This is a genomic window from Kitasatospora sp. NPDC094019, from assembly GCF_044764505.1.
Lineage (GTDB): Bacteria > Actinomycetota > Actinomycetes > Streptomycetales > Streptomycetaceae > Kitasatospora.
In genome coordinates this window covers 196095-219349 of record NZ_JBIWIF010000015.1, presented here as the reverse complement: position 1 = coordinate 219349, position 23255 = coordinate 196095, and the positions used below count along the sequence as shown (strand labels likewise).

Annotated in this window: 14 protein-coding genes and 1 pseudogene; 12 read left to right on the top strand and 3 right to left on the bottom strand. The window is 74.2% G+C overall.

Annotation, left to right across the window (positions count from 1 at the left end):
• Positions 1 to 360 precede the first annotated feature (360 nt).
• Together ACIQ9P_RS29295 and ACIQ9P_RS29290 are read left to right on the top strand one after the other, a co-directional pair.
• Positions 361 to 2112: a glycosyltransferase family 2 protein gene (locus tag ACIQ9P_RS29295; protein WP_402362527.1), complete on the top strand. Its 1752-nt coding sequence runs from the start codon at positions 361 to 363 to the stop codon at positions 2110 to 2112.
• Positions 2113 to 2260: 148 nt separating this feature from the next.
• Entirely contained in the window at positions 2261 to 5314 is a 3054-nt protein-coding gene (locus ACIQ9P_RS29290; RefSeq protein ID WP_402362523.1) for an acyltransferase family protein, read from the top strand.
• 146 nt (positions 5315 to 5460) lie between these two features.
• On the opposite strand, the gene ACIQ9P_RS29285 is transcribed toward ACIQ9P_RS29290, so the two are convergent.
• On the bottom strand, positions 5461 to 6345 hold the full coding sequence (locus tag ACIQ9P_RS29285; protein ID WP_402362520.1) for an SDR family NAD(P)-dependent oxidoreductase: 885 nt from the start codon (positions 6343 to 6345) through the stop codon (positions 5461 to 5463).
• A 58-nt stretch (positions 6346 to 6403) separates the two neighbouring features.
• Between ACIQ9P_RS29285 and ACIQ9P_RS29280 the strand changes: the two genes are divergently transcribed.
• The 9 genes and pseudogenes from ACIQ9P_RS29280 (at position 6404) to ACIQ9P_RS29240 (ending at position 19394) form a co-directional block, all read left to right on the top strand.
• The gene (locus tag ACIQ9P_RS29280; RefSeq protein WP_402362517.1) at positions 6404 to 7090 is read left to right on the top strand and encodes a TetR family transcriptional regulator; all 687 of its coding nucleotides are present in this window, start codon (positions 6404 to 6406) and stop codon (positions 7088 to 7090) included.
• A gap of 132 nt (positions 7091 to 7222) precedes the next feature.
• On the top strand, positions 7223 to 8008 hold the full coding sequence (locus tag ACIQ9P_RS29275; RefSeq protein ID WP_402362514.1) for a DUF5995 family protein: 786 nt from the start codon (positions 7223 to 7225) through the stop codon (positions 8006 to 8008).
• Positions 8009 to 8041: 33 nt separating this feature from the next.
• Positions 8042 to 8758, top strand: a complete 717-nt coding sequence (locus ACIQ9P_RS29270) for a flavodoxin family protein (RefSeq protein WP_402362511.1) — start codon at positions 8042 to 8044, stop codon at positions 8756 to 8758.
• Positions 8759 to 8854: 96 nt separating this feature from the next.
• Positions 8855 to 10441 (top strand): APC family permease, encoded by a 1587-nt coding sequence (locus ACIQ9P_RS29265; RefSeq protein ID WP_402362508.1) that lies wholly within the window; start codon positions 8855 to 8857, stop codon positions 10439 to 10441.
• A gap of 521 nt (positions 10442 to 10962) precedes the next feature.
• Positions 10963 to 11934 (top strand): annotated as a pseudogene (locus ACIQ9P_RS29260) (family 2 encapsulin nanocompartment cargo protein terpene cyclase); the annotation flags it as partial.
• 15 nt (positions 11935 to 11949) lie between these two features.
• Positions 11950 to 12831 (top strand): geranyl diphosphate 2-C-methyltransferase, encoded by an 882-nt coding sequence (locus ACIQ9P_RS29255; protein ID WP_402362505.1) that lies wholly within the window; start codon positions 11950 to 11952, stop codon positions 12829 to 12831.
• Positions 12832 to 13300: 469 nt separating this feature from the next.
• Positions 13301 to 14215, top strand: coding sequence for a hypothetical protein (locus tag ACIQ9P_RS29250; protein ID WP_402362502.1), 915 nt, complete (start codon positions 13301 to 13303; stop codon positions 14213 to 14215).
• Between the two features lie 200 nt (positions 14216 to 14415).
• Positions 14416 to 16356 carry an HSP90 family protein gene (locus ACIQ9P_RS29245; protein ID WP_402362499.1) on the top strand — a complete coding sequence of 647 codons (1941 nt, stop codon included), beginning with the start codon at positions 14416 to 14418 and terminating at the stop codon, positions 16354 to 16356.
• Positions 16356 to 19394 (top strand): hypothetical protein, encoded by a 3039-nt coding sequence (locus tag ACIQ9P_RS29240; protein ID WP_402362496.1) that lies wholly within the window; start codon positions 16356 to 16358, stop codon positions 19392 to 19394. Before ACIQ9P_RS29245 ends, ACIQ9P_RS29240 begins: the two co-directional genes overlap by 1 nt.
• A gap of 106 nt (positions 19395 to 19500) precedes the next feature.
• Here the strand turns inward: ACIQ9P_RS29240 and ACIQ9P_RS29235 are convergent, their stop codons facing one another.
• Positions 19501 to 20784, bottom strand: a complete 1284-nt coding sequence (locus ACIQ9P_RS29235; RefSeq protein WP_402362493.1) for a carbohydrate-binding protein — start codon at positions 20782 to 20784, stop codon at positions 19501 to 19503.
• A gap of 366 nt (positions 20785 to 21150) precedes the next feature.
• Entirely contained in the window at positions 21151 to 22041 is an 891-nt protein-coding gene (locus ACIQ9P_RS29230; protein WP_402362489.1) for a LysR family transcriptional regulator, read from the bottom strand.
• Positions 22042 to 22190: 149 nt separating this feature from the next.
• Here ACIQ9P_RS29230 and ACIQ9P_RS29225 point away from each other — a divergent pair, with 149 nt between their 5' ends.
• Entirely contained in the window at positions 22191 to 23246 is a 1056-nt protein-coding gene (locus ACIQ9P_RS29225; RefSeq protein ID WP_402362486.1) for a DMT family transporter, read from the top strand.
• Positions 23247 to 23255: the final 9 nt, after the last annotated feature.

Here is a 23255-nt window from a genome sequence, read left to right as displayed (position 1 = left end):
GGGGGCGGGCGTCCCCCCCGCCCCCGGGGGGGGGGGGGGGTGGGGGGGGGGGGGGGCGGGGGCGGGCGGCGGGGGGGGGGGGCGCCCCGCCGGGGGGGGGGCGCCCCCCGGGGCCCGCGGGCCCCCCCCCCACTGGCGTTTCCGGTGGTGTTCCAGGGGGTCCGGGAACCCGCGCGGGACGGTTGTTGGAGGAGTGTTAACGCCCCCGTGACCTGCTGCTTCACGGACGGGGGAGAGGTGGCCCGGAGGTGACGTCCGGCCTCCGGATGTGTGGACCAATGGTCTATACCAATGCGGTACTGTGACCTCTGGAGCTGTCAGAAACACGGCTGTGGGGGCCATATGACTGTCCGACAAGTAATGTCCGTTTCGTCTTCTTCTACCTCTTCCTCCTCTCCTCCGACGCATCTGCCGCAACCGCCGGACGACCAGGAGCTCTACTGGTACTTCGGCCCGCAGCGCAGGTGGGTACTGGTCGCCAGTTCGGCGGCGTTCGTGTTCACCGCCGGGACGATGTTCACCTTCGCGCTGAGGACGCCCGCCCTGTGGGTGTTCCTCGCCGTGCTGGGACTCAACGTCGTCGCGCTGGCGCTGTCCTCGGTCAACAGCCTGCGGCAGCGCAGGCTCACCCGGCAGTCCCACGAGGTGCTGGTGCACGCGTGGGCGCCGGAGGAACTGCCGACCGTCGACCTCTACCTCCCGACCTGCGGCGAGCCGCTGGACATCCTGGAGAACGCCTACCGGGCGGTGGCCGCGGTCGACTGGCCCGGCGCGCTGACCGTGTGGGTGCTCGACGACGCCGACCGGACGGAGGTCGCCGACCTGGCGGCCGCGCACGGGTACCGCTACGTGGTGCGGCCCGACCGGGGGCACCTCAAGAAGGCCGGCAACCTCAACCACGCGCTCACGCTCAGCACCGGCGAACTCATCGCCATCCTCGACGCGGACTTCGCGCCCCGGCCCGACTTCCTGCGCCACCTCGTCCCGTACTTCGCGGACCCGCGGATCGGCATCGTCCAGAGCCCGCAGTGCTTCGACACGGACGAGTCGATGAGCTGGATCGAGCGCGCCGCGGGTGCCGCGCAGGAGTGGTTCTTCCGCTGGATCCAGCCCTCCCGGGACGCCAGTGACGCCGCCATCTGCTGCGGCAGCAACGCCGTCTACCGGCGGGTCGCGATCGACAGGGCCGGCGGGTTCGCCCGGCTCGACCACAGCGAGGACCTCTTCACCGGGCTCGGCCTGTACGCCAAGGGCTACCGGACGCTGTACGTCCCGGTGCTGGTCGCCAAGGGCACCTCGCCCGACAACCTCTCCTCGTACGTCAACCAGCAGTACCGCTGGGCGATGGGCAACCTGCACCTGCTCGGCTCGCCCGAGCTCAAGCGGATCGGCGCGCCCTGGCGGATGCGCCTGTGCTTCTACGAGGGCATCGTCGGCTACCTCGCCGCCGCCGTGAACATCTTCGTCGCGCCACTGCCGCCGCTGGTGATGATGTTCTGGTACCCGGAGCAGATCCGGCCCTGGCACATGCTGCCGATGCTCGCGCCGCTCTGGCTCTGGCACGTGCTGATGCCCCGGGTCAGTCGCACCCGCTGGCGGATCGAGGTGATCCGCTCCAACGTGCTGATGGGCGTCGCCGCCGGGGTCGCCTTCTGGCACACCCTGCGCGGGCGCAGCGCCGCCTGGGTGCCGACCGGCGCCGCCGGGGCGGACGCGGCGGGGGCCACCGCGCCCGCGGCGCGGAGCAAGTCCCGCTCCGGCGGGATGGCGCGCAAGGTCGTGCTGGTCTCCCTGGTCTGGCTGTGCGGCTCGCTCGCCGCCGCGGCCGTCGGTCTCGGTCTGGCCGTCGTTCAGTACGGATGGGCCCCGAACTGGGGTCTCGGGCTCTACCTCGCGGTGCAGGCGCAGATCGGCCTGCCGCTGATCCGCGACCTCGTCCGCGAGGTGCGCGGCACCGCCCACCGCGAAGACGTCTCCACCGGGTCGAAGGCGCCCCGGTCCGGCATGTTGCCCCGCCGCTGGCCGGAGGGGCTGGCCGCCACCGCCACGCTCGTACTCACCGCGCTGCTCGCGTCCGGCTGGGTCCGTCCGATGCTGCCCTGGCTGGGTTGAAAGGTCGCCTTCGTCCATGTCGTCACCTCCCAAGTCGTCACCGCGCGAGTCATCACCCCCCGACTCGTCGCCTCCCGGCTCGTCGTCCCCCGACTCGTCATCCCCCGAGTCCTCCGAACGGCACCCCTCGCCCGAGCCGTCGGCCGTCGTGGCCGAGCTCGCGCCGGACGCCTTCACCATCCCCGGCCGGCGCACCGCCGCCGGCCAGGCCGGTCGCGGCGGCCGCTTCGGCCGCGCCCTCTCCCGGGGTTCCGATGCCCCGGGCCGGGCGCGTGGCCGGGCCGGGTTCCGCCCCGACATCGAGGGCCTGCGCGCACTCGCCGTGCTCTCCGTCCTCGCCTTCCACGCCGCAGTCCCCGGGATGGCCGGCGGATTCGTCGGGGTCGACGTCTTCCTCGTCGTCTCCGGCTACCTGATCACCGGCCTGCTGGTGCGCGAGGCCACCACTACCGGCCGGATCCGGCTCGGCGAGTTCTTCTCCCGCCGGGCCCGCCGGCTGCTGCCCTCGGCCGCGATCGTGCTCGGCGCGGTGGCGCTGTTCGGCGCTTGGCTGACGGTGCCGCTGCGCCGCGCCGACCTGGAGTACGACGTGCTCGCGGCGGCGTTCTCGGTCGGCAACTGGCGCTTCGTCGCCCAGCAGACCGACTACCTGGCCGCCGGACGGGACGAGAGCCCGCTGCTGCACTTCTGGTCGCTGGCCGTGGAGGAGCAGTTCTACCTGGCCTGGGGTCCGCTGCTGGCCCTCACCGCCTATCTGGTGCTGCGGGTGCTGCGGCGCGGCCGGGCGGACGGGCGCGGACGGTCGCTGCGGCCGGTCGCGGCGGCGCTCGCCGCCGTCCTGACCGTCGGTTCCTTCGCGCTCTCGCTGCACTGGACGCACGACGCCGTGTCGCTCGCCTACCTCGGAACGCCTTCCAGGGTCTGGCAGTTCGGGGTCGGCGCGCTGCTGGCCCTGCTGCCCTGGCACCTGCTGAGCGGGCCGCGCCCGCTGCGGGCGGCGGTCGGCTGGGGCGGTGCGGCCGCCGTGGTGTGGTGCGTGTTCGCGTACGACAGCGGTACCCCGTACCCGGGCTGGGCCGCGCTGGTGCCGACCCTGGGCACGGCGGCCGTCATCCTGGCCGGCACGCCCGGGCGGGAGGGGAGCGCGGCGTCCGGCTTCGGCGTGGACCGGGTGCTCGGCCTGCGCCTCCCGCGCGCGATCGGCCGGCTCTCCTACAACCTCTACCTGTGGCACTGGCCGGTGCTGGTCCTGGTCGGCGCGAAGTTCGGCCCGCTGGACTGGCCGGTGAAGGTGGCGCTCACCGCCGCCGCGGCCCTGCCCGCCGCGGCCGTCATGCGGTGGGTCGAGCAGCCGCTGCGACACAGCCGCACCGTCTCCGAACTCCCGCGCCGTGGACTGTCCCTGGGGCTCGCCGCGGTGGTCATCCCGGTGGTGCTGGCGCTGGTCGTCGGCACCGGGACGCTCCGGCTGCTCGGCCCGGCGGCGCCGGTCGACCTCCAGGGGCTGCCGCCCGGTTCGCCGGACGGCACCTCGCTGCTGGTGCGCGCCGCGGCCCCGGCCAAGGGCGGTCCGCCGGTGGTGCCGGACGCCGTCCAGGCGCGCAAGGACTTCCCGCCGGACGGCGAGTGCGAGGTCGACCCGGCGGCCACCACCAGCCCCGACTGCCGCTTCGGCGTGGTCGGCAGCCCGGACCGGATCGTGCTGCTCGGCGACTCGCACGCCGGCCAGTGGTTCTCCTCGCTGCTCGCCATCGCGGCCGAACGGCGCTGGGAGCTGGAGGAGTTGGTCAAGCAGGGTTGCCCGCTGCCGGAGCTGACCGTGGTGAACCCGCAGTTGGGCCGGACCTACCGCGAGTGCGACACCTGGCGGGCGAACGCCCTGACCCGGCTGACGGAGGGACCCAAGCCCCGGCTGATCGTGGTCTCCACCCTCAACCGGTACACCGACGACCGTGACCTGGTGCTCCAGGGCTGGGCGAAGACCCTCGCTCCGCTGCGTGAACTCGGCGTCCCGATCGTCTACTTGCGCGACACCCCGATCCCCGGGACGGACGTGCCGGCCTGCGTCTCCGGCCACACCGACGACCCGGCGTCCTGCGAGTTCCCGCGCGACAAGGCGCTCTGGGCGGACCCGCTCGCCGACGAGATCGCGGCCGGCCGGCTGCCGGGCGTGAGCGCGGTCTCGGTCAACGACGTCATCTGCCCCGGCAACGGCCGGAGTTGCCCGGCCGTCCTGGAACGCATCCTGCTCTACCGCGACGACACGCACCTGACCAACGTCGCGGCCGTCGTCCTGACGCCCCGGCTGGAGCGGGTGCTGACGGACACGGGCGCCCTGCCGCCGCGCACCGGGACGGCCGCGGCCGCTCCGGCACCCGACGGGTCGGGCTGGACCCAGCTGCTGCGCGACGACTTCGACGGCCCGTCCGGCAGTCGACCGTCCGCCGTGAACTGGCAGTACGATCTCGGCACCTGCTACCCGGGCTGCCCGGCCGCGCAGTGGGGGACCGGCGAGGTCGAGACCATGACCGACTCGACCGACAACGTCCGGCTCGACGGCCGGGGCGCGCTGGAGATCGTGCCCACCCGGGACGCGCAGGGCCGTTGGTCCTCCGGCCGGATCGAGTCCCGCCGCGCCGACCTCGCGCCGCCGCCCGGCGGTGTGCTGCGGATCGAGGCCGGGATCGCGCTGCCCGAGGTCACCGGTCCGGCCGCCGCCGGCTACTGGCCCGCCTTCTGGACCCTGGGCGGGGAGCTGCGCAACGGCTACACCGGCTGGCCGGCCATCGGCGAGCTGGACATCATGGAGCAGGTCAACGGCCGGGACGCGGTCTTCGGCACGATGCACTGCGGCGTGCTGGACGGCGGACCGTGCCAGGAGCCGCGCGGCCTCGGCTCCGGTGACCAGCCCTGCGGCGCGGAGTGCCGCGGCGGCTTCCACCGCTACGCGGTCGAGGTGGACCTGAAGCCGGGCGCCGAGGCGGTCCGCTGGTACCTCGACGGCCGGGAGCACCACCGGGTCACCGCCGCCCAGATGGACCGCGCGACCTGGGACCGGGCCGTCGGCCGGGGGCTGTTCCTCATCCTCAACGTCGCCGTCGGCGGCAACCTCCCGGCCGCCTTCGGCGGCTCCGTCACCCCGGCCACCGAGCCGGGGCACCCGATGCGGGTGGACTACGTGTCGGTGGCCTCGAAGCAGTAGCCGAGGCCGGGAACGAACGGGTCCCGGGCCGGGGAGCAGCGCGCTCCCCGGCCCGGGACCCGCTGTCGTCCGGGGGCTCCCGGCCGCCGGCCGCCGGCCGCCTTCCCGCCGGACGACAGCAGGCCCCGGGCGGACGCCCCGGTGGCTCAGGCCGCGGCGGCGTCCGGCGGGAAGGCGACCGGGTAGGGCTCGGCGAAGTCGGCGGAGCGGGCGACCTCGCGCCACCTGGTGTCCTCGGCGAGGAGCCGGCGGTCCTGGGCGAGGGAGTACTCGACCGCGTTGACCCCGAGCGGCAGGTGGTCCGGGATGTCGTGGCGGTCGGCCATCCGGACCAGGATCCCGGCCGCGCGGACCGGGTCGCCTGCGGCGCCGTCGCCCCCCTGCCGCAGCCGGGCGTTGACGGCGCCGACCGTCTCCTCGTAGGCCGCCGGGACCTCGTGGACGGTCATCGAGGAGCCGGCCCAGTCGGTGCGGAACCCGCTGGGTTCGACCACCAGGACCTTCACCCCGAACGGCGCCGTCTCGGCGCGCAGGACGCGGCTGAACCCGTCGATGGCGAACTTGGCGGCCTGGTAGGAGGCGATCCCCGGGGACCCGCCGACCCGTCCGCCGACGGAGGAGAACTGGATCACCAGCCCGCTGCGCTGTTCCCGCAGCAGCGGGATCGCGGGCTTGGTGACGTGGTAGACGCCCCAGAAGTTGGTCTCGAACTGGGCCCGGAAGTCCTCGTCCTCGGTGGTCTCGATCGGCGAGACGTTGGCGTAGCCGGCGTTGTTGACCAGCACGTCGATCCGGCCGAACCGGTTGCGGGCCTCGGCGAGCGCCGCCCGGGCCGCCGCCGGGTCGGTGACGTCGAGTGCGATCGGGTGGATCCGCTCCCCGAACTCCTTCGCGAGACCGTCGAGTTGTTCGGGGCGGCGGGCGGTGGCCGCCACCCGGTGCCCGGCTTCCAGGGCCGCGCGGGTGAGGGTGCGGCCGAAGCCGCGGGAGCTGCCGGTGATGAACCAGACCTTGCTGTCCTCGTTGTCCATGCCATTAGTAAAACACCGTTGCGCTAATAGTGCAACGGCGTTGCGCTACGATGGACGGGTGACTGCACCGGAGTTCCAGCGCGCCCGCTCGCCCGAGGCCAAGCGGCGGCGCGAGGCCGCGATCCTGGAGGCGGCCCGCTCCCTCGGCCGCGAGCGCGGCATCAGGGAGGTGTCGCTGACGGACATCGCCGCCGCGGTGGGGATGCACAAGTCGGCGCTGCTGCGCTACTTCGAGACGCGCGAGGAGATCTTCCTGCGCCTGACGGCGGAGGGCTGGGACGAGTGGTCCCGCGCGCTGTCCGCGCGCCTGCGCGACACCGCCGACCCGGGCCCGGCCCCGGTGGCGCGGGCCTTCGCCGCCACCCTCGCCGCCCGCGGGCCGTTCTGCGACCTGCTCGCCCACGCTCCGCTCAACCTGGAGCGCAACGTCTCCCTCGGCGCCGTCCGCGATTTCAAGCTCGCCACCCTCGCCGCCCGCGAGCCGATCACGGCGGCCGTCCGCGACCGGCTGCCGGCCCTGGACGAGCGGGACGTCACCGACCTCGTCGCCACCGCCGTCTCGCTCGCCGGCGCGCTCTGGCAGATCGCCAACCCGGGCCCCGAGGTCGCCGCCCTCTACCGCGGCGACCCCCGCCTCGCCCACGCCGTGGTCGAGGTCGAACCCCGGCTGGCCCGCATCCTCACCGCGACCGTCACCGGCCTGGTCGCGGCGGCGGGGGAAGCGGCGGACGAGGCGACCGGCTGACGGGCCCCGGCCCGGCGGGCCGACTGATCGGATCGGGTGACGGTGGCGGGGCGTGCACCGGGGCGGCGGAGCCCGGGCGGCGGCGGTGTGTATAGGTGACAGCCGGAGAACCGCGACGGAAGGACCGCAACCATGGCTCAGTCACACGCCAGGCCCGCGCAGAGCGTCGACGAGGTGGTCGAGCGGATGCGGGCGATCGGGGCGGGACTGGACCCGGCGGACGGGATCGCCTGCTTCAACCGGATGCACCTGCGGGTGGCCGCGCTGGTGGAGCGGCGGATCACGGCCGGCGAGGTCCGGGACCCGGCGTTCGTCGAGCGGCTCGGGGTCCTGCTCGCCAACCAGTACTTCGACGTGCTGGACGCCGCCGGGGCGGGCCGGGAGGCCGGCGACGCCTGGCAGCCGCTGGTCGACGCGCGCGACGACCGGAGGGTGTGGCCGGTCCAGTTCGCCTTCGCCGGGACCAACGCCCATCTCGGCCACGACCTGCCGCTCGCCGTCGTCGAGACCTGCATCGAACGCCGCACCACGCCGGACACCCCGCCGGTGCACGAGGACTACCTCCTGATCGGCGAGCTGCTGGTGCGGGCCGAGACGGAGGAGCGGGCCGCGTTCGAGCGGGACATCGCCGGGGCCGCCGCCGGGGCGGCCGGGCCGCTGCGCCATCTGGTGGGGGCGTTCTCGACCGCCCGGGCCCGCGAGGCGGCCTGGGCCGCCACCCTCTCGCTCTGGCAGCAGCGCAACATCCGGCCGCTGTTCGACGCCACCCTCGCCGCCGTCACGGCGGGCACGGCGCTGGCCGGACGGCTGCTGGTCACCCCGGTCCCGGGGGCCGCCCCGGCCCCGGGCCCGGCCCCGGCGCCGGTCGGCGGATCCCGGCGTGCGGGCGGCGCGGGCCCGGGGTGGAGTGGTGGATGACCCGACCCGTCGAGGGACCTGGAAAGGCCGCCGATGTCCTCCTCACCCACCCGGTACGACGATCTGACCGCCATGGTGATCAACTGCACCCTCAAGCGCTCGCCCGAGCGCAGCCACACCCAGGGGCTGATCGACGTCAGCACCGGGATCCTGGAACGCCAGGGCGTGCGGGTCGACGAGGTCCGCGCGGTCGACCACGACCTCGCCACCGGGGTCTGGCCGGACATGACCGAGCACGGCTGGGAGACCGACGACTGGCCGATTCTCTACAGCCGGGTGATGGCCGCCGACATCCTGGTCCTGGCCGGACCGATCTGGCTCGGCGACAACTCCTCGGTGATGAAGCGGGTGATCGAGCGCCTGTACTCCTGCTCCTCGATCCTCAACGAGCACGGCCAGTACGCCTACTACGGCCGGGTCGGCGGCTGCCTGATCACCGGGAACGAGGACGGCGCGAAGCACTGCGCGATGAACGTCCTCTACAGCCTCCAGCACCTGGGCTACGTGATCCCGCCGCAGGCCGACGCGGGCTGGATCGGCGAGGCCGGCCCGGGGCCCTCGTACCTGGACCCGGGTTCCGGCGGCCCGGAGAACGACTTCACCAACCGCAACGCCACCTTCATGACCTGGAACCTGCTCCACCTCGCCCGGATGATCAAGGACGCGGGCGGGATCCCGGCCCACGGCAACCAGCGCTCCGAATGGGACGCCGGCTGCCGCTTCGACTTCGAGAACCCCGAGCACCGCTGACCGTGACCGGGCGGACACCCGGCAGGAGAGCCACCGCTTCCGGGCGTACGCTGAATCCATCGACCCCGTCAGTACCTCTGCGTGCAGGATCAGGGGGTGGGAAACGTGCAGGAACCCCACGGCGGACACACTCCGCCGCCCGCCGCGCCCACTGTCGTCAGCTCCCGCGCCGGTGAGAAGGGCCTGAAGACCGGCGCCCTCGGCCTGGTCTCCTCGGTCGCCATCGGCATCGCCAGCACCGCCCCGGCCTACAGCCTGGCCGCGACGCTCGGCATCATCGTGGTCGGGGTCGGCCTGCAGGCGCCGATCATCACCGTCCTGGCCTTCATCCCGATGCTGCTGATCGCGTACGCCTACAAGGAGCTCAACGCCTCCGACCCCGACTGCGGCACCACGTTCACCTGGGGCGCGCGGGCCTTCGGGCCGCGCACCGGCTGGATGGGCGGCTGGGGCATCGTGATCGCGGACATCATCGTGATGGCGAACCTCGCCCAGATCGCCGGCGTCTACGGCTTCCGGCTGTTCGGCTTCGACGGACTGGCAGAGAGCACCGTGTGGACGACGATCGCCGGAGTCGTCTGGATCATCGTGATGACGGCTATCTGCTACGTCGGCATCGAGATCTCGGCCGCCCTCCAGCGCTGGCTGCTGTGCGTCGAGGTCGTGATGCTGGTGCTGCTCTCCGTCACCGCGCTGGTCAAGGTGTACGGCGACCACCCCCCGGCCACGGCGATCCACATCAGCGGGTCGTGGTTCAACCCGTTCGAGGTGACCTCCACGACGGCCTTCACCGCCGGCATCCTGGCCGCCGTCTTCATCTACTGGGGCTGGGACACCGCCGTGTCCGTGAACGAGGAGACCGAGGACGCGGCGCGCACCCCGGGACGGGCCGCCGTCATCTCCACCGTCCTGCTGCTGCTCATCTACGCCCTGGTCGCCACCTCGGCGCAGGCGTTCGCGGGCATCGGGACGGACGGCATCGGGCTCGGCAACGCGGACAACGCCGGGGACGTGCTGTCCTCGCTCGGCGGCGCGGTGTTCGGCAGCGCGGGTCTCGGCTGGTTCCTGACCAAACTCCTGATCTTCATGGTCCTGACCTCCTCCGCGGCCTCGACCCAGACCACCATCCTGCCGACCGCCCGGACCACCTTCTCGATGGCCGCGCACCGGGCCGTGCCCCGCCAGTTCGCCCGGGTGCACCCGCGCCACCGCACCCCGACCTGGTCCACGGTCGCCATGGGCCTGGCCTCGATCGCGTTCTACGTGCTCCTCACCGCGATCAGCGGGAACGTGCTCGCCGACTCGATCGCCTCGGTCGGTCTGGCGATCGCGTTCTACTACGGCCTGACCGGCTTCGCCTGTGTCTGGTACTACCGCAGGGTGCTCACCCGGAGCGTGCGGGACTTCGTCTTCAAGGGCCTGATGCCGCTGCTCGGCGGTCTGATGCTGCTGTACTTCTTCTGCTACGGGGCCTTCGACGTCTACGCCGACCCGGACTACGGTTCGACCTCGATCGACCTGCCGGTCTTCGGCGAGACGGGCGGGGTGACCGTGATCGGCATCGGGGCGCTGCTGCTCGGCGTGGTGCTGATGCTGGTCCAGTGGGCGGTCGACGGCTCCTGGTTCCGGCACCCGGACGTGCCGGTCGCCGCGGCGGACCCGGCCGACGCCCCGCGGGGCTGAGAACCGGGGCGGGACCCGGGGGCCGGAAGGGAACGCGGGCCGGCGGGGCGGGAGGGGAACGCGGGGCCGGCGGGGGCGCTCGGCGAGGGCGGTCCGAACCGATCATCGGACGCGCCGTTTCAAACGCGACTCACGTGAACGTTCACCCTTTCGAGTGCACAGGATCATGCAAAGCGGCTCAGATCGTTCCGCCCCGCCTACGGTTGGGCAGCAAGCGAGACGGGGCCCCGCCGCACGGGAGATCCCCTTCTTCGGGACGAGGCGACGGCCCGTCATGACGTGTCCCCCTTCACAGAGGAAGGTTCTCCCATGCCCGTGGCCACGAGCAGCGAGACACCGCAGACGTCGCACCACCCGTACCCCGGCCGCAGGGCGGCGGTGCGGTCATGAGCGGGACGGCGCTGGAGCAGATCCTCCGCGGTCCGAGCGGAATCGGCACCTCAGGAGTGAGGTTGACGTCGAGTCAGCAAACGGGGCCGGCCGAGGGCGGGGCGGGGAAGGCCGGCCCGAGGAGCGGGGACCCGATCCCGGGACTGTACTTCCACCCGGTGGGCGAGCCGGACGCGGAGCGGGTCGCCGAGGTCAGTCGGCGGATCAAACTGTGGGCCGAGGACGAGGTGCAGCTCTACCCGCCGGACTACGCCGAGGAGTTCGACGGATTCTCGGTCAGCCGCTACATGGTCGGCTGCCACCCCGACGCGCCCAGCGTCGACCACGTCATGATCGCCACCCGGCTGATGGTCGCCGAGAACGCCGTCGACGACTACTACTGCGAGGACCACGGCGGTTCGCCGATCGGCCTCGGCAGTCGGCTGCTGCTCGCGCACACCGCGCTCGACCCGCTGCACACCACCGCGGAGTACCAGGGGGCCTGGGCGGAGTCCCTGACGGCGGACGCGCCCCGGCGGGCCTACCGCTCGGCGATGGACCACTTCGACCGGAGCGCCACCGCCTCCCAGTCGGACCGGTTCCGGCACGACATGGCGCGGTTGCACCTCGGCTACCTCGCCGAGGGCGCATGGGCCCAGGAGGGCCACATTCCGGAGGTCTGGGAGTACCTGGCGATGCGTCAGTTCAACAACTTCCGTCCCTGCCCGACCATCACGGACACCGTCGGCGGCTACGAGCTGCCCAGTGACCTGCACGCCCGCCCCGCCATGCAGCGGGTCATCTCGCTCGCGTCGAACGCCACCACGATCGTGAACGACCTGTACTCGTACACCAAGGAGCTGTCGAGCCCGGGCGTCCACCTGAACCTGCCGGTGGTGATCTCCGAGCGCGAGGGCCTCGACGACCGCGACGGCTACCTCAAGGCCGTCGAGGTGCACAACGAACTCATGCACGCCTTCGAGGCGGAGGCGGCCGCACTCGTCGCCACCTGCCCCGTCCCGGTCGTGGTGCGCTTCCTGCGCGGCGTCGCCGCATGGGTCGACGGCAACCACAACTGGCATCAGACCAACACTTTCCGTTACAGCCTGCCCGACTTCTGGTAACCAAGGAGCTGAACCGTGTCCGTCACCGACACCACCCCCGTGAACCGCACCGCCGTCCCCGGGCCGGCCACCCCGTACCAGGGCGACATCGCCCGGTACTGGGACCACGAGGCCCGGCCGGTGAACCTTCGTCTCGGCGATGTCGACGGCCTCTACCACCACCACTACGGCATCGGCGCGGTCGACCAGTCCGCACTGGGCGCGCCGGACGACAGCGAGCGCGAGAAGAAGCTCGTCGCCGAGCTGCACCGGCTGGAGTCCGCGCAGACCGACGTTCTGCTGGACAACCTCGGTGGCATCGGCGCCGGGCACACCCTGGTCGACGCGGGCTGCGGCCGCGGCGGCTCGATGGTGATGGCCCACCAGCGCTTCGGCTGCAAGGTCGAGGGCGTCACCCTGTCCGCCAAGCAGGCCGAGTTCGGCAACCGGCGGGCCAAGGAACTGGGCATCGACGGCTCGGTGCACGCCCAGGTCCGCAACATGCTGGACATGCCGTTCGAGACCGGCAGCATCCGGGCGTCCTGGAACAACGAGTCCAGCATGTACGTGGACCTGGAGGACCTGTTCGGCGAGCACTCCCGGATCCTCTCCGTCGGTGGCCGCTACGTCACCATCACGGGCTGCTGGAACCCGATCTACGGTCAGCCCTCGAAGTGGGTCTCGCAGATCAACGCCCACTTCGAGTGCAACATCCACTCCCGCCGCGAGTACTTCAAGGCGATGGCGGACAACCGCCTGGTGCCGAACGCCGTCATCGACCTCACCGCGGCCACCCTCCCGTACTGGGAGCTGCGCGCCACCGTGCCCTCGCTGGTGACCGGCATCGAGGAGGCGTTCATCAACTCCTACAAGGACGGCTCCTTCCAGTACCTGCTGATCGCCGCCGACCGGGTCTGATCCGGCCTCCGGCCCCCGCCGGCGCCTCACGGCGCGGAACCCGGCCCCACCGCAGCTGCGGCGGGGCCGGGTCCGTTCGTGCGGGCCGGCGCGGACGGCGCCGACGGCAGGGGGCCGCTCGCGCGGACGGACGCGACGGCAGGGGGCTGTTCGGGAGGGCGGACGCGACGGCGGGGGCTGCTCGGGAGGGTTGCTCGGGAGGGCCGTTCGCGCGGGCCGGGGCCCGCCTTCCCTCGGGCCCCGGGACCGGGCTGGTCGACGGAACGTCGGAGGCGCGTGATATGCAGTGCATCCGGGTGGCCGATGCCAGGTCATGCGAACGAATCGCCGACCGTCCCGGTCGACGAGGTCTCAGGGGGGCCGCACCATGTCCTTTTTCCGACGCCGATCCGCCGATGACGCCCCGGCGGGTCCGGCCGGCCGTCGGAGCCGCGGCCTCGGGCGGAAGGCTCCGCACGGTCCCACCCCGGTGCTCGACCTCTCCCACGGCGACGAGGAACTGCGCCGGCTGCGCGCCCTCGCCGAGGCCGGCGACTGGAACGCCGTCGGCTCCGTTCTCACCGAGATCGAGGACCCCGCCGAACTGACCTGGCTGCTCCACCGGCTCTCCTCCGTCGAGGGCACCGAGCGCTGGCTCGCCCCCGCCGTCGCCGAGCACCCCGAGGACACCCTGCTGCTGCTGTTCTCCGGCGCCCGGCACATCGCCTGGGCCTGGGAGGCCCGCACCGGACAGCGCGCCCAGCAGGTCACCGAGCAGCAGTGGCGGCTCTTCCGCGAGCGGCTCGCCACCGCCGAGGAACAACTGCTGGAGACGGCCGAACGCGAACCGTCCTGGCTCGCCCCCTGGTTCTTCCTGCAGATCGGCGCCCGCGGCGCCTCGCTCGGCCGCGGCGTCGCCACCGCGCGCTTCGACGCCGCGCTGCGCCGCGACCCCGGCCACCTCGCCTCCCACCAGCAGCGGCTGCAGCAGCTCTGCGCCAAGTGGGGCGGCTCGCACGAGGAGATGCACGCCTTCGCCCGCCGGACGATGCTCGACGCCCCCGAGGGCGGCCCGCTCGGCGAGATCGTCGCCCTCGCGCACCTGGAGCACTGGCTCGACCTGCCCGACGGCGAGGACCACGCCTACCTGACCGGCCCGGCCGTCCGGGCCTCGCTGCGCGAGGCGACGCTGCGCTCCGTGCTGCACCCCGCCTACCGGCGCCGACGCGACTGGCGGGGCACCCACAACATCTTCGCGATGGTCCTCGCGCTCGCCGACGAGCGCGAGCTCGCCCACGCGGTGTTCGCCACCCTCGACGACGTGGTCACCGACTGGCCCTGGTACTACCTGGGCGGCGACGAGGCCGAGAACTTCCGCATCCACCGCGACCGCTGCGCACCCTAGGGGCCCGGCCGCCCGGCCCCGTGTCCGGCCCCGGCCGCCCACGGGCGCGGCGACCCCGGGCGCGAGTCGCTCCCGAGCCGGGGCCGTCGTGCCGCCCCGGTCCCGCGGGCGGCCCGTCCGCACGGCCGACGGCGGCCCCCGCCGGCCCCCGCCACCCCTCCCCACTGCCCGAACCGCCCTTGCGATCGAAAGAGCCACCGGTGTCCCCATCCGAGAACCCGACGAGCGCGCACACCTTCCAGGTCGACCTGCGCGGCCTGGTCGACCTGCTCTCCCACCACCTCTACTCCAGCCCCCGCGTCTACCTGCGCGAACTCCTGCAGAACGCGGTCGACGCGATCTCCGCCCGGCAGGCCCTCGACCCGACGGCACCCGCCGCGATCACCGTCCGCACCGACCACGGCCTGACCGTCACCGACACCGGCATCGGCCTGACCGAGCAGGACGTCCACACCTTCCTCGCCACCATCGGCCGCAGCTCCAAGCGCGACGCCGACGGCCACCTCGACGGTGACGGACTCGCCCGCGCCCGGGGCGACTTCATCGGCCAGTTCGGCATCGGCCTGCTGGCCTGCTTCGTCGTCGCCGACGAGATCACCGTCGTCACCCGCTCCGCCGCCACCCCCGACGCCCCCGTCATCGAGTGGCGCGGCGGCTCGGACGGCCGCTACACCATCCGCACCCTGCCGGCCGGGGCCATGCCCGAACCGGGAACGACCGTCCGGCTCGCCCCCCGCGCCGACGCCGCCGAGTGGACCCGCACCGACCGGGTGATCTCCCTCGCCCGTGACTTCGGCAGCCTGCTGCGCCACGAGGTCACCGTGGTCGACGGCCGGGGCGGGAGCACCCGGATCAACCACACCCCGCCGTGGGCCGACCGGCACGGCTCCCCGCTGGCCCGCCGCGAGGCGCTGGCCGGGTACTGCCGCTCGACCTTCGACTTCACCCCGCTCGACACCATCGAACTGGACCTGCCGCTGGTCGGCCTGCGCGGTGTCGCCTACGTGCTGCCCGACGCCGTCCCGCCGTCGCGCCGGGCCGGCCACCGGGTCCACCTCAAGGGCATGCTGCTCTCCGACCACGCCGACGAACTCCTGCCCGACTGGGCGTTCTTCGTCCGCTGTGTGGTCGACACCGACGGCCTGCGGCCCACCGCCTCCCGCGAGGGCCTGTACGCCGACGAGACGCTCGCCGCCGTCCGCGACGCGCTCGGCGCCCGGATCCGCGACTGGCTCACCGGCCTGTCCGCCAGCGACCCGGCGCTGCTGCACCGCTTCATCTCCGTGCACCACCTGGCGGTCAAGGAACTCGCCCGCTACGACGACGAGTTGCTGCGGATGCTGCTGCCCTGGCTGCCGTTCGAGACCACCGACGGCAATGTCACCCTGGACGAGTTCGCCCGCGCCCACCCGGTCGTCCTGGTCACCCGCACCGTCGAGGAGTTCCGCCAGGTCGCCCCGATCGCCGGCGCCGCCGGGCTCGGCGTCGTCAACGGCGGCTACACCTACGACCGCGACCTCGTCCACCGGCTGCCCGAGATCCGGCCCGGCACCTCCGTCGCCGACCTCGACCCCAGCACCGTCACCGCGCACCTGGACTCCGTCGACCCGGCCGCCGAACTCGCCGCCTCGGCGTTCCTCGCCGTGGCCCGTGAGGTCGTCGGCCGGTTCGACTGCGACGTCGCCCTGCGCAGCTTCCATCCGACCAGCGCGCCCGCCCTGCTGCTGGACAACCGGGAGGCCAGGCACGAACGCGGCCGCGCCCAACTCGCCGAGGAGGCCGACGGACTGTGGGCCGACATCCTCGGCTCGCTGCGCGCCGAGGTGCCCCGGGCCCAGCTGGTCCTGAACCACCTCAACCCGCTGGTCCGCCGGGCCGCCTCGATCGTGGACCGCGAACTCGCCGTCACCGCCGTCGAGACGCTCTACGGGCAGGCCGTGCTGCTCACCCGCCGGCCGCTCACCTCCAGCGAGAGCGCCCTGCTCAACCGCTCGTTCATCAGCCTGCTGGACCACGCGATGCTCGGCCACGAGGCCGCCGGCCGTTCCGGCGGACACTCCGGCGGCGGCACCGGCGGCACCCCGGGTGCGCAGGACCGGCAGGACCGGCAGGACCCGTACGGCCCGCAGAAGGAGGCGTGATGCTGGACACCATCGACGCGGTGATGGCCGCGCTGCGCGACAACGACGCCCGCCCCTACGGCCGGCAGCGGACTGTCACCGCCGAGGAACTCGTCGACGCCGCCGACCAGTTCGACGACACCGGGCTGCGCGCCATGGCCCTGCTCGAACTCATGGAGGCGTACGAGTACGACGGCGAACGGAGCAAGGCCCCGGTCGTCTTCGCCCGCGTCCTCAAGCTCTGGGACACCGACCCGGACAGCTTCGGCGAATGGGCGAAGCAGCAGGTGTTCTGGCGCTTCAAGTGGGTCGCCACCTCCCTGCTCGGCACCCCCGACGTGCCGCTCGCCTCGGTCCGCCGCTGGCACGGCGAGATGCGGGACCGCTACCGCGCCGCCGGTCACGGCCTCCAGCCCTACTACGCCCAGCGCTTCCACCTCGCCGCGCACATCGGTGAGGACGTCCAGGACGCCTACGAGCTGTGGGCCGCCCGGCCGCGCACCGAACTGAGCGACTGCCACGCCTGCGAGGTCCGCGCCGCGGCCTCCCACCTGGTCCGCCAGGGCGACGACGAGGCCGCGCTGACCGCCTGGCGGCCCGTGCTCAGCGGGGAGAGCACCTGTGCCGAGGAACCCCACGTCAGCCACGCCCAGGCGCTGCTCCCGCTGCTGCGCCAGGGCCGGCTGGACGAGGCCCGCTCCAGCCACCTGGTCGGCTACCGCTTCGCCCGCGGCAAGAGCGGGCTGGCCCGCTCGGTCGGCCAGCACATCGAGTTCTGCGCGCTGTCCGGCAACGAGCCGCGCGGGCTGGAGATCCTCGCCGAGAACCGCGACCTGTTCGGCGTCACCGGCGATCCGATCGGCCGGCTGGACTTCCTCACCGGCGTCGAGGTGCTGATCGCCGGCCTGGCCCGGGCCGGCCACGGCGCGCTCACCGTGAGTGGCCCGCCCGGCGCGAGCTGGACCGTCGACACCCTGCTCGCCCATCTGCGCACCGAGGCCGACGCGCTGGCCGCCCGCTTCGACGCCCGCAACGGCACCGGGGCGGTGGGCTCCCGCCGCCGCGACCGGCTCGCCCGCCGGCCCCTGCTCGCCGAGCCGCTCGCGCTCGGCGTGCGGGCCTCGGCCGCGCCGGAACTGGCCGCCGTCCCGGTGGTGCCGGCGGTGCCGGTCCGGGAGGCCGAGCCGGAGCCGGAGCACTTCGCCGCGCTGGTGCTCCGCGCCCGCGAACTGCAGTTGCTCGGGCATCCCGACGCGGACCGGCTCTGGCGGCGGATCGACGAGCGGCTCACCGCCGAGGGCGAGGCCGTGCTCACGGGCGCGGCCGACGCGGACCGGCTGGGCACGGTCGGGCGGCTGTGCGCCGAGCTCGCCGAGCGGCGGGCGCACGCGGCGCTCGACCGGGAGGACTGGGAGGAGGCCGCCGCCGAACTGCGCGACGCCGGTGACCTCTTCGAACGGGAGGGGCTGGTCGGGCGCGCCCTGGCCGCCCGGACCCGCGCCCTGGTCGCCCCCCTCGTCATGGACGGCCCCGCGGACGCGGACGACTCCGCGGACGGGGACGGCTCCGGGGACGGGGACGGCTCCGGGGGTGCGGACGACTCCGGGGCTGCGGAAGCCGTTGCCGGGACGGTCGTCGACTGGGCGGCCCTGGACGCCGCGCTGGCCCGGGCCGACGAACTGGCCGCCGCGTCCGGTGGTCCGGCCCTCGCCGACGACGACTACCTCGTCGTCCTCCAGTGCCGCGCCTACGCCGCGCACCACGAACTCGTCCGGGTACTGCCCGAGCCCCCGGAGGAGCCGCCCGCCGAGCAGGCCGGGCGCTTCGCCCTCGCCGTCACCGCCTACCGCGAGGCGGCCGCCGCCCGGGGCTCCGTGCGCCGGCTGACGGTGGCCCGCCAGTACGCCGCCGACGTCGCCGCCCGGCAGGGCCGGATCACCGAGGCGGCCGAGGAACTTCGCACCGTCATAGCCGAGTTGGAGCGGGCCGGGCAGCCCTGGCACACGCCCCGCGCGTACGGCCTGCTGGGGCAGGCGCTGCTGCAGAACGGTGAGCAGGCCGAGGCCGTGGAGGTGCTCCACCGCGCCCTCGCGGCCGCCGCCCGCTGGGCCGACGACTCCTACCCGTTCGCCGCCACCTATCTGATGGCCGGGCACGCCAGCGCCCACCTCGGGGACACCGGTGCCGCGATCCGGGCGCTCTCCGAGGCCGCCGGCCGCTTCGACCGCAAGGGCCCGGCGGCCGCCGGGGACGCGGCCAGGACCAGGCTGCAGCTCGCCGACCTGCTGACCGGCGCCGACCGGACCGCCGACGCGGTGGCCGTGCTGGAGTCGGTACTCGCCGACGCGGGTGCCGCCGGACCGGACGACCGGCTGTTCGCCCAGGCCAGGCTGGACCTCGCGCGCGGCCTGTACACGCTGGACGAGTACCGGGACGCCGCCGAGGAGTACCTGCGGCTGGCCACCGCCCTGGAGGGCTGGACCGAGGACCTGCACCTGCGGACCATGGTCGCCGCCGAGGCGGCCGTCGCGCTCGCCCTCGCCGATCGCTGGGAGGCCGCGCACGCCGCCCGGTCCCGGGCGCTCGCCGCGCAGGAGCGGTGGCCGCAGACCGGTCCGGTCTCGGCGATGCTGCGGCAGTTCGCCCGCCTCGTCGTCCAGCAGGAGGGGGCGGACGGGCTGGAGCAGGCGCTGGCCCGGCTCGCCGAGGCGGACGCCGTGCGCGGGCGGGCCGAGCAGGCCGAGCCCGGGGCGGACGTCTGGTACCTGCGGGCCTCCGTCCACTACGAGCGGGCCCGCGCCTTCGCGGTGGCTGACCGCCACGAGGAGGCGCTGGCCGAGGCCGAGCTGGCGATCACCTCCTACGAGGCGGGCGGCGAGTCGGCCGAGACCCCGCGCGCCGAGGCCGTCCGGCTGGCCGCGCTGATCGAGGGCACCGACCTCGGCCGGCGGGCGGCGGCCCGGGAGCGGCTCGCCGCCGCCGTCGGGCGCTGCCGCCGGTACGGGCTGGAGGAGGCCGCCGAGATCCTGGCGGACCTGCGGGAGCGGCTCGCGGACTGACGTCCGGCGGGGGGTGTCCGACCTCCGGCAAGGGGGCCGTGGGCACGGGTCGACGGCGGGTGGGGCGGGCCGGTGCGGCCCGCCCCACCGTCGGTCGGGTCGCGGTTCAGCAGGGGCCGTCGTCACCCCAGACGCCCCACTGGCCGCTCGCGGTCGGCACCTCGTTCAGGGTCCACCACTTGGCGTGGTACTTGTGGCCCTGGTAGGAGACCTTGGCGCCGGCGGTGTACACGGTGGCGCTGTCCCAGGGCCGGTCGACACAGGTGCCCGGGGGCGTCGTCGGCGGCGTGGTGGGCGGGGTGGTCGGGGGCGTCGTCGGCGGGGTGGTGGGCGGTGTGGTCGGCGGGTCGGTGGGCGGGGTGGCCCCGGCGAAGCGGACCGTGAACTTGGTGAAGTCCCAGTCGTTCTGCGCCACGCTGGAGCAGGAACCGGAGAGCCCCGGGTCGACCGTCCCCGGGCACTGCCGGTCCCGGTTGACCGACCAGTAGGTGTAGCGGGCGAGCTTGTGCGCGAGCGCGAAGTCCAGCACCGCCTGGAAGTCCGCCTGCCGGAAGTACTCGGCGGCGTCGGTGCGCCCGTTCATCAGCGAGGCGCCCTCGTGCGCGTAGGCGTCCGCCTCCGACCAGCCGAAGGTGGTGCGCAGGATCTGGTTGAACTTCACCAGCGCGTCGGTCTGCGCGGCCGCGCCGCTGAAGCCGCCGTCGAACGGCATGATCGAGTAGTTGTCCGGGGTGAAGCCCTGCGCCTTGGCCTCGTTCAGCATCTGCTGGCCGAACCAGCCGGTGCCCGCCGCCGTGGTGCCGGCCGTGGTGATCGAGATGTACAGCCCCGGGTTGTTGCGCTGCAGGATGCGGGCCGCGCCGATCTCGTTGTGGATCGCGGCCGTGTTCTCGTACTCCGGCTCCTCCAGGTCGAAGTCGATCGCCTTCAACTGGTACTTGTCGACGACCTTCTGGTAGCCGGCGGCGGTCGCCTCCGGCGTGCCGCAGGTCTGGCCGAGCTTGGTGCCGCCGTAGCCGCCGATCGAGACGGAGACGTCGCCGCCCTTGGCCCGGACGGTCCGGATCACGGCGGGCATGGTGGTGTCGGTGTCGATCGGGGACGTTCCGCCCCAGGCCGGGACGCAGCCGCCCTTGTCCAGGATGAACGCGAGCTGGAATGCCTTCTGCCCGGTGGCGTCCATCACCGTCGAGACGTCCGGCGGGCTGTTGTCCTCGGGCATCAGATAGGGCGCGGAGGCGTACCAGTTGCTGCCGATGCCGCCCGCGGCGGCGGCGACCGTGTCGGTGCCGCCGTTCGTGCCGGTGTTGGTGCCGGTGCTCGTGGTGGGCGTGGCGTTGGCGGCGGCCGCGACCAGCCCGCCGGCCACCAGGCCGAGTACCCCGGCCACGGCGGCGACGGTGGTGACGAGGCGCCGACGGGGCCTCCGGCCGGTCGGGTGCGGAGGCTGGGGCGGGTTCGGCTTTCGGTCCGGTTGTGGGGGAAGTGCACGTTCCATCGGGATCTGCCTCTCCAGGAAACGGCGGACTACGGCCCACCCGCGCCAACAGTGGGGGAGGCGCGCCGGGCCGACGGCGCCCCGCACCGGGGCCGGGCCGCCACGAGGCCCTCACTGGTATAGACCTGTCCCGGGGGCCCGTCAACCGATCCGACCACTGCTCCGCGTGCGATCCGGGCCGGGGAGGGGGCCGCTCGGGCGGGTGCGGGTGCGGGTGCGGGTGCGGGTGCGGGTCCGGCCCGTGGACGCCGTCGGTGGTCAGCGCGGGACGGCCGGTGCCCCGCCGCCCCGCACCTCGGCCAGCAGCCCCGCCACCGCTGGGGACCACGGCCGCCCCACCGGACCGGTGAGCGTCAGCGTGCGGTGTGCGGCCGGGCGGATCGGCACCAGCACGCAGTCCGGCGGCAGCATCGGCTGCGCCAGCGCGGGCATCACCGAGACCCCCACCCCCGCGTGCACCATGCCGATCAGCGTGTTGAGGTCACGGATCCGGTGCCGGGGCGCGAAACGGACACCCGCCCGGCGGTAGGCGTCCCGGATGTGCCGCTCGCAGCCGCCCTCCGACAGCAGGAAGTCGTCGTCCTCCAACTCCGCCACGTCGACGGTCGCCTCGCCCGCGAGCGGGTGGTCGCGGCGGAGCAGCGCGTGCATCGAGTCCGTGCCGAGCGGCACCGCCCCCGGCGGCAGCGGACCCGGGTCCACCAGGACCGCCGCGTCCACCGTGCCGGCCTCCAGCCAGACGGCCAGTTCGTCGTCCTCGCCCTCGAAGACCCGCACCGTCAGCCGGGGGTGCTCGGCCCGCCAGTCGCGCAGCAGCGACGGCAGCAGCCCCTGGCACACGGTGGTCGGCGCGGCCAGCCGGACGGTGCCGGTCAGCCCGCCCCGGTGGTGTTCGGCGATCGACCCGACCGCCGTCGCCGAGGCGACCGCCGTCCGGGCGTGCGGCAGGACCCGTTCACCCAGCGGCGTCGGCCGGGCGGGCGAGCCCCGGTGCAGGACGGGCGCGCCCAGCACCCGTTCCAGCGCCGCCACGGCGTGCGAGACCGCCGACTGGCTCACGCCCAGCTCGACCGCCGCCGACCCGAAGCCGCCCGCGTCCGCCACCGCGACCAGCGCCCTGAGCTGGGCGAGGTTCACCTCCTGGGCCATGAGACTTCCTCATCCATGTCGCACCACCACTTGTTGGACTCATGATCGGCCGGGCCGTCACCCTCTGTCCATCGGGACGCCCGCGGCGTACGGCAGAGGCCGTGGCGCGAGACGGCCGGACCGGACGAGGGAAGGCCGGGTGGCCGGGCATGGGCCGACGACGCTGGTGGCCGGGGGTGGCCCGACGACGCTGGTGGCCGGGGGTGGCCCGACGACGCTGGTGGCCGGGGTTCGTCGCGCTGTCCGCGATCTGGGGCGCGAGTTTCGCGCTGATCAAGGTCGCGGTCGACGCCGGAGTACCCCCGGTCTGGGTGGCGGCCTGGCGCTGCGCGCTCGGCGCCGGCGCGCTGTGGGCGATCCTTGCCGTCCGCCGCGAGGCCGTCCCCCGCGACCTCGCCACCTGGGGCCACTGCGCCGTGGTCGCGGTGCTGCTGAACGCGGTGCCGTTCGTGCTCTTCGCCTACGGCGAGACCCGGGTCGGTTCGGTGCCCGCCGGAGTGCTCAACGCGACCACGCCCCTGTTCGCCCTGCTGTTCGCCCTGGCCGCCGGAGCCGGGGAACCACGCCCGGGACCGCGTCGACTGGCCGGCCTCGCCCTCGGCCTCGCCGGGGTCGTCACCGTACTGGGCGCCGGCCACGGGGACGGCGTCGGCCGGGCGGGTGGGGCCGCCGCCTTCGCCGGTGGCTCCGCCGCCTTCCCCGGCGGTCGGGAGGAACTGCTCGGCGGACTCGCCTGCCTCGCCGCGACCTTCTGCTACGGCGCCGGATTCGCCTACCTGCGCCGCCACCTCTCCGACCGCCCGCACTCGGCCACCGCCCTGTCCGCTGTCCAGATCACCTGCGCCGGCGCCGAACTCGCCGTCGCCGCCCCGCTCGCCGCCGGCGCCCCGCACTGGCCCGGCGCCGGGGCGGCCACCGCCCTGCTGGTGCTCGGCGCGCTCGGCACCGGCGTCGCCTACGTGCTCAACCTCGCCCTGGTCCGCACCGCCGGGACGGCCGTGGCCGCCGCCGTCACCTACGTGACCCCGCTCTGGTCGACGGCGCTCGGCGCCCTGCTGCTCGCCGAACCGGTCGGCCGGAACACCCTGGTGGGCGGCCTCGCGGTGATCGCCGCCGTCGCGCTCACCCGACCGCGGGGCGCCGGGGGCGCGGCGGCGCGGGCGGGCCGCGGTCGGGGCCGGAAGGGGCGTCAGCCGGTCGGTTAAGGTGGAACG

What these genes read in the sequence shown, in the direction of transcription:
- ACIQ9P_RS29295 (WP_402362527.1), top strand. Translation starts at nt 361, where the DNA reads ATGTCCGTTTCGTCTTCTTCTACCTCTTCCTCCTCTCCTCCGACGCAT.
- ACIQ9P_RS29275 (WP_402362514.1), top strand. Translation starts at nt 7,223, where the DNA reads ATGGCTCAGTCACACGCCAGGCCCGCGCAGAGCGTCGACGAGGTGGTC.
- ACIQ9P_RS29285 (WP_402362520.1), bottom strand. Translation starts at nt 6,345, where the DNA reads ATGGACAACGAGGACAGCAAGGTCTGGTTCATCACCGGCAGCTCCCGC.
- ACIQ9P_RS29230 (WP_402362489.1), bottom strand. Translation starts at nt 22,041, where the DNA reads ATGGCCCAGGAGGTGAACCTCGCCCAGCTCAGGGCGCTGGTCGCGGTG.
- ACIQ9P_RS29240 (WP_402362496.1), top strand. Translation starts at nt 16,356, where the DNA reads ATGCTGGACACCATCGACGCGGTGATGGCCGCGCTGCGCGACAACGAC.
- ACIQ9P_RS29225 (WP_402362486.1), top strand. Translation starts at nt 22,191, where the DNA reads ATGGGCCGACGACGCTGGTGGCCGGGGGTGGCCCGACGACGCTGGTGG.
- ACIQ9P_RS29270 (WP_402362511.1), top strand. Translation starts at nt 8,042, where the DNA reads ATGTCCTCCTCACCCACCCGGTACGACGATCTGACCGCCATGGTGATC.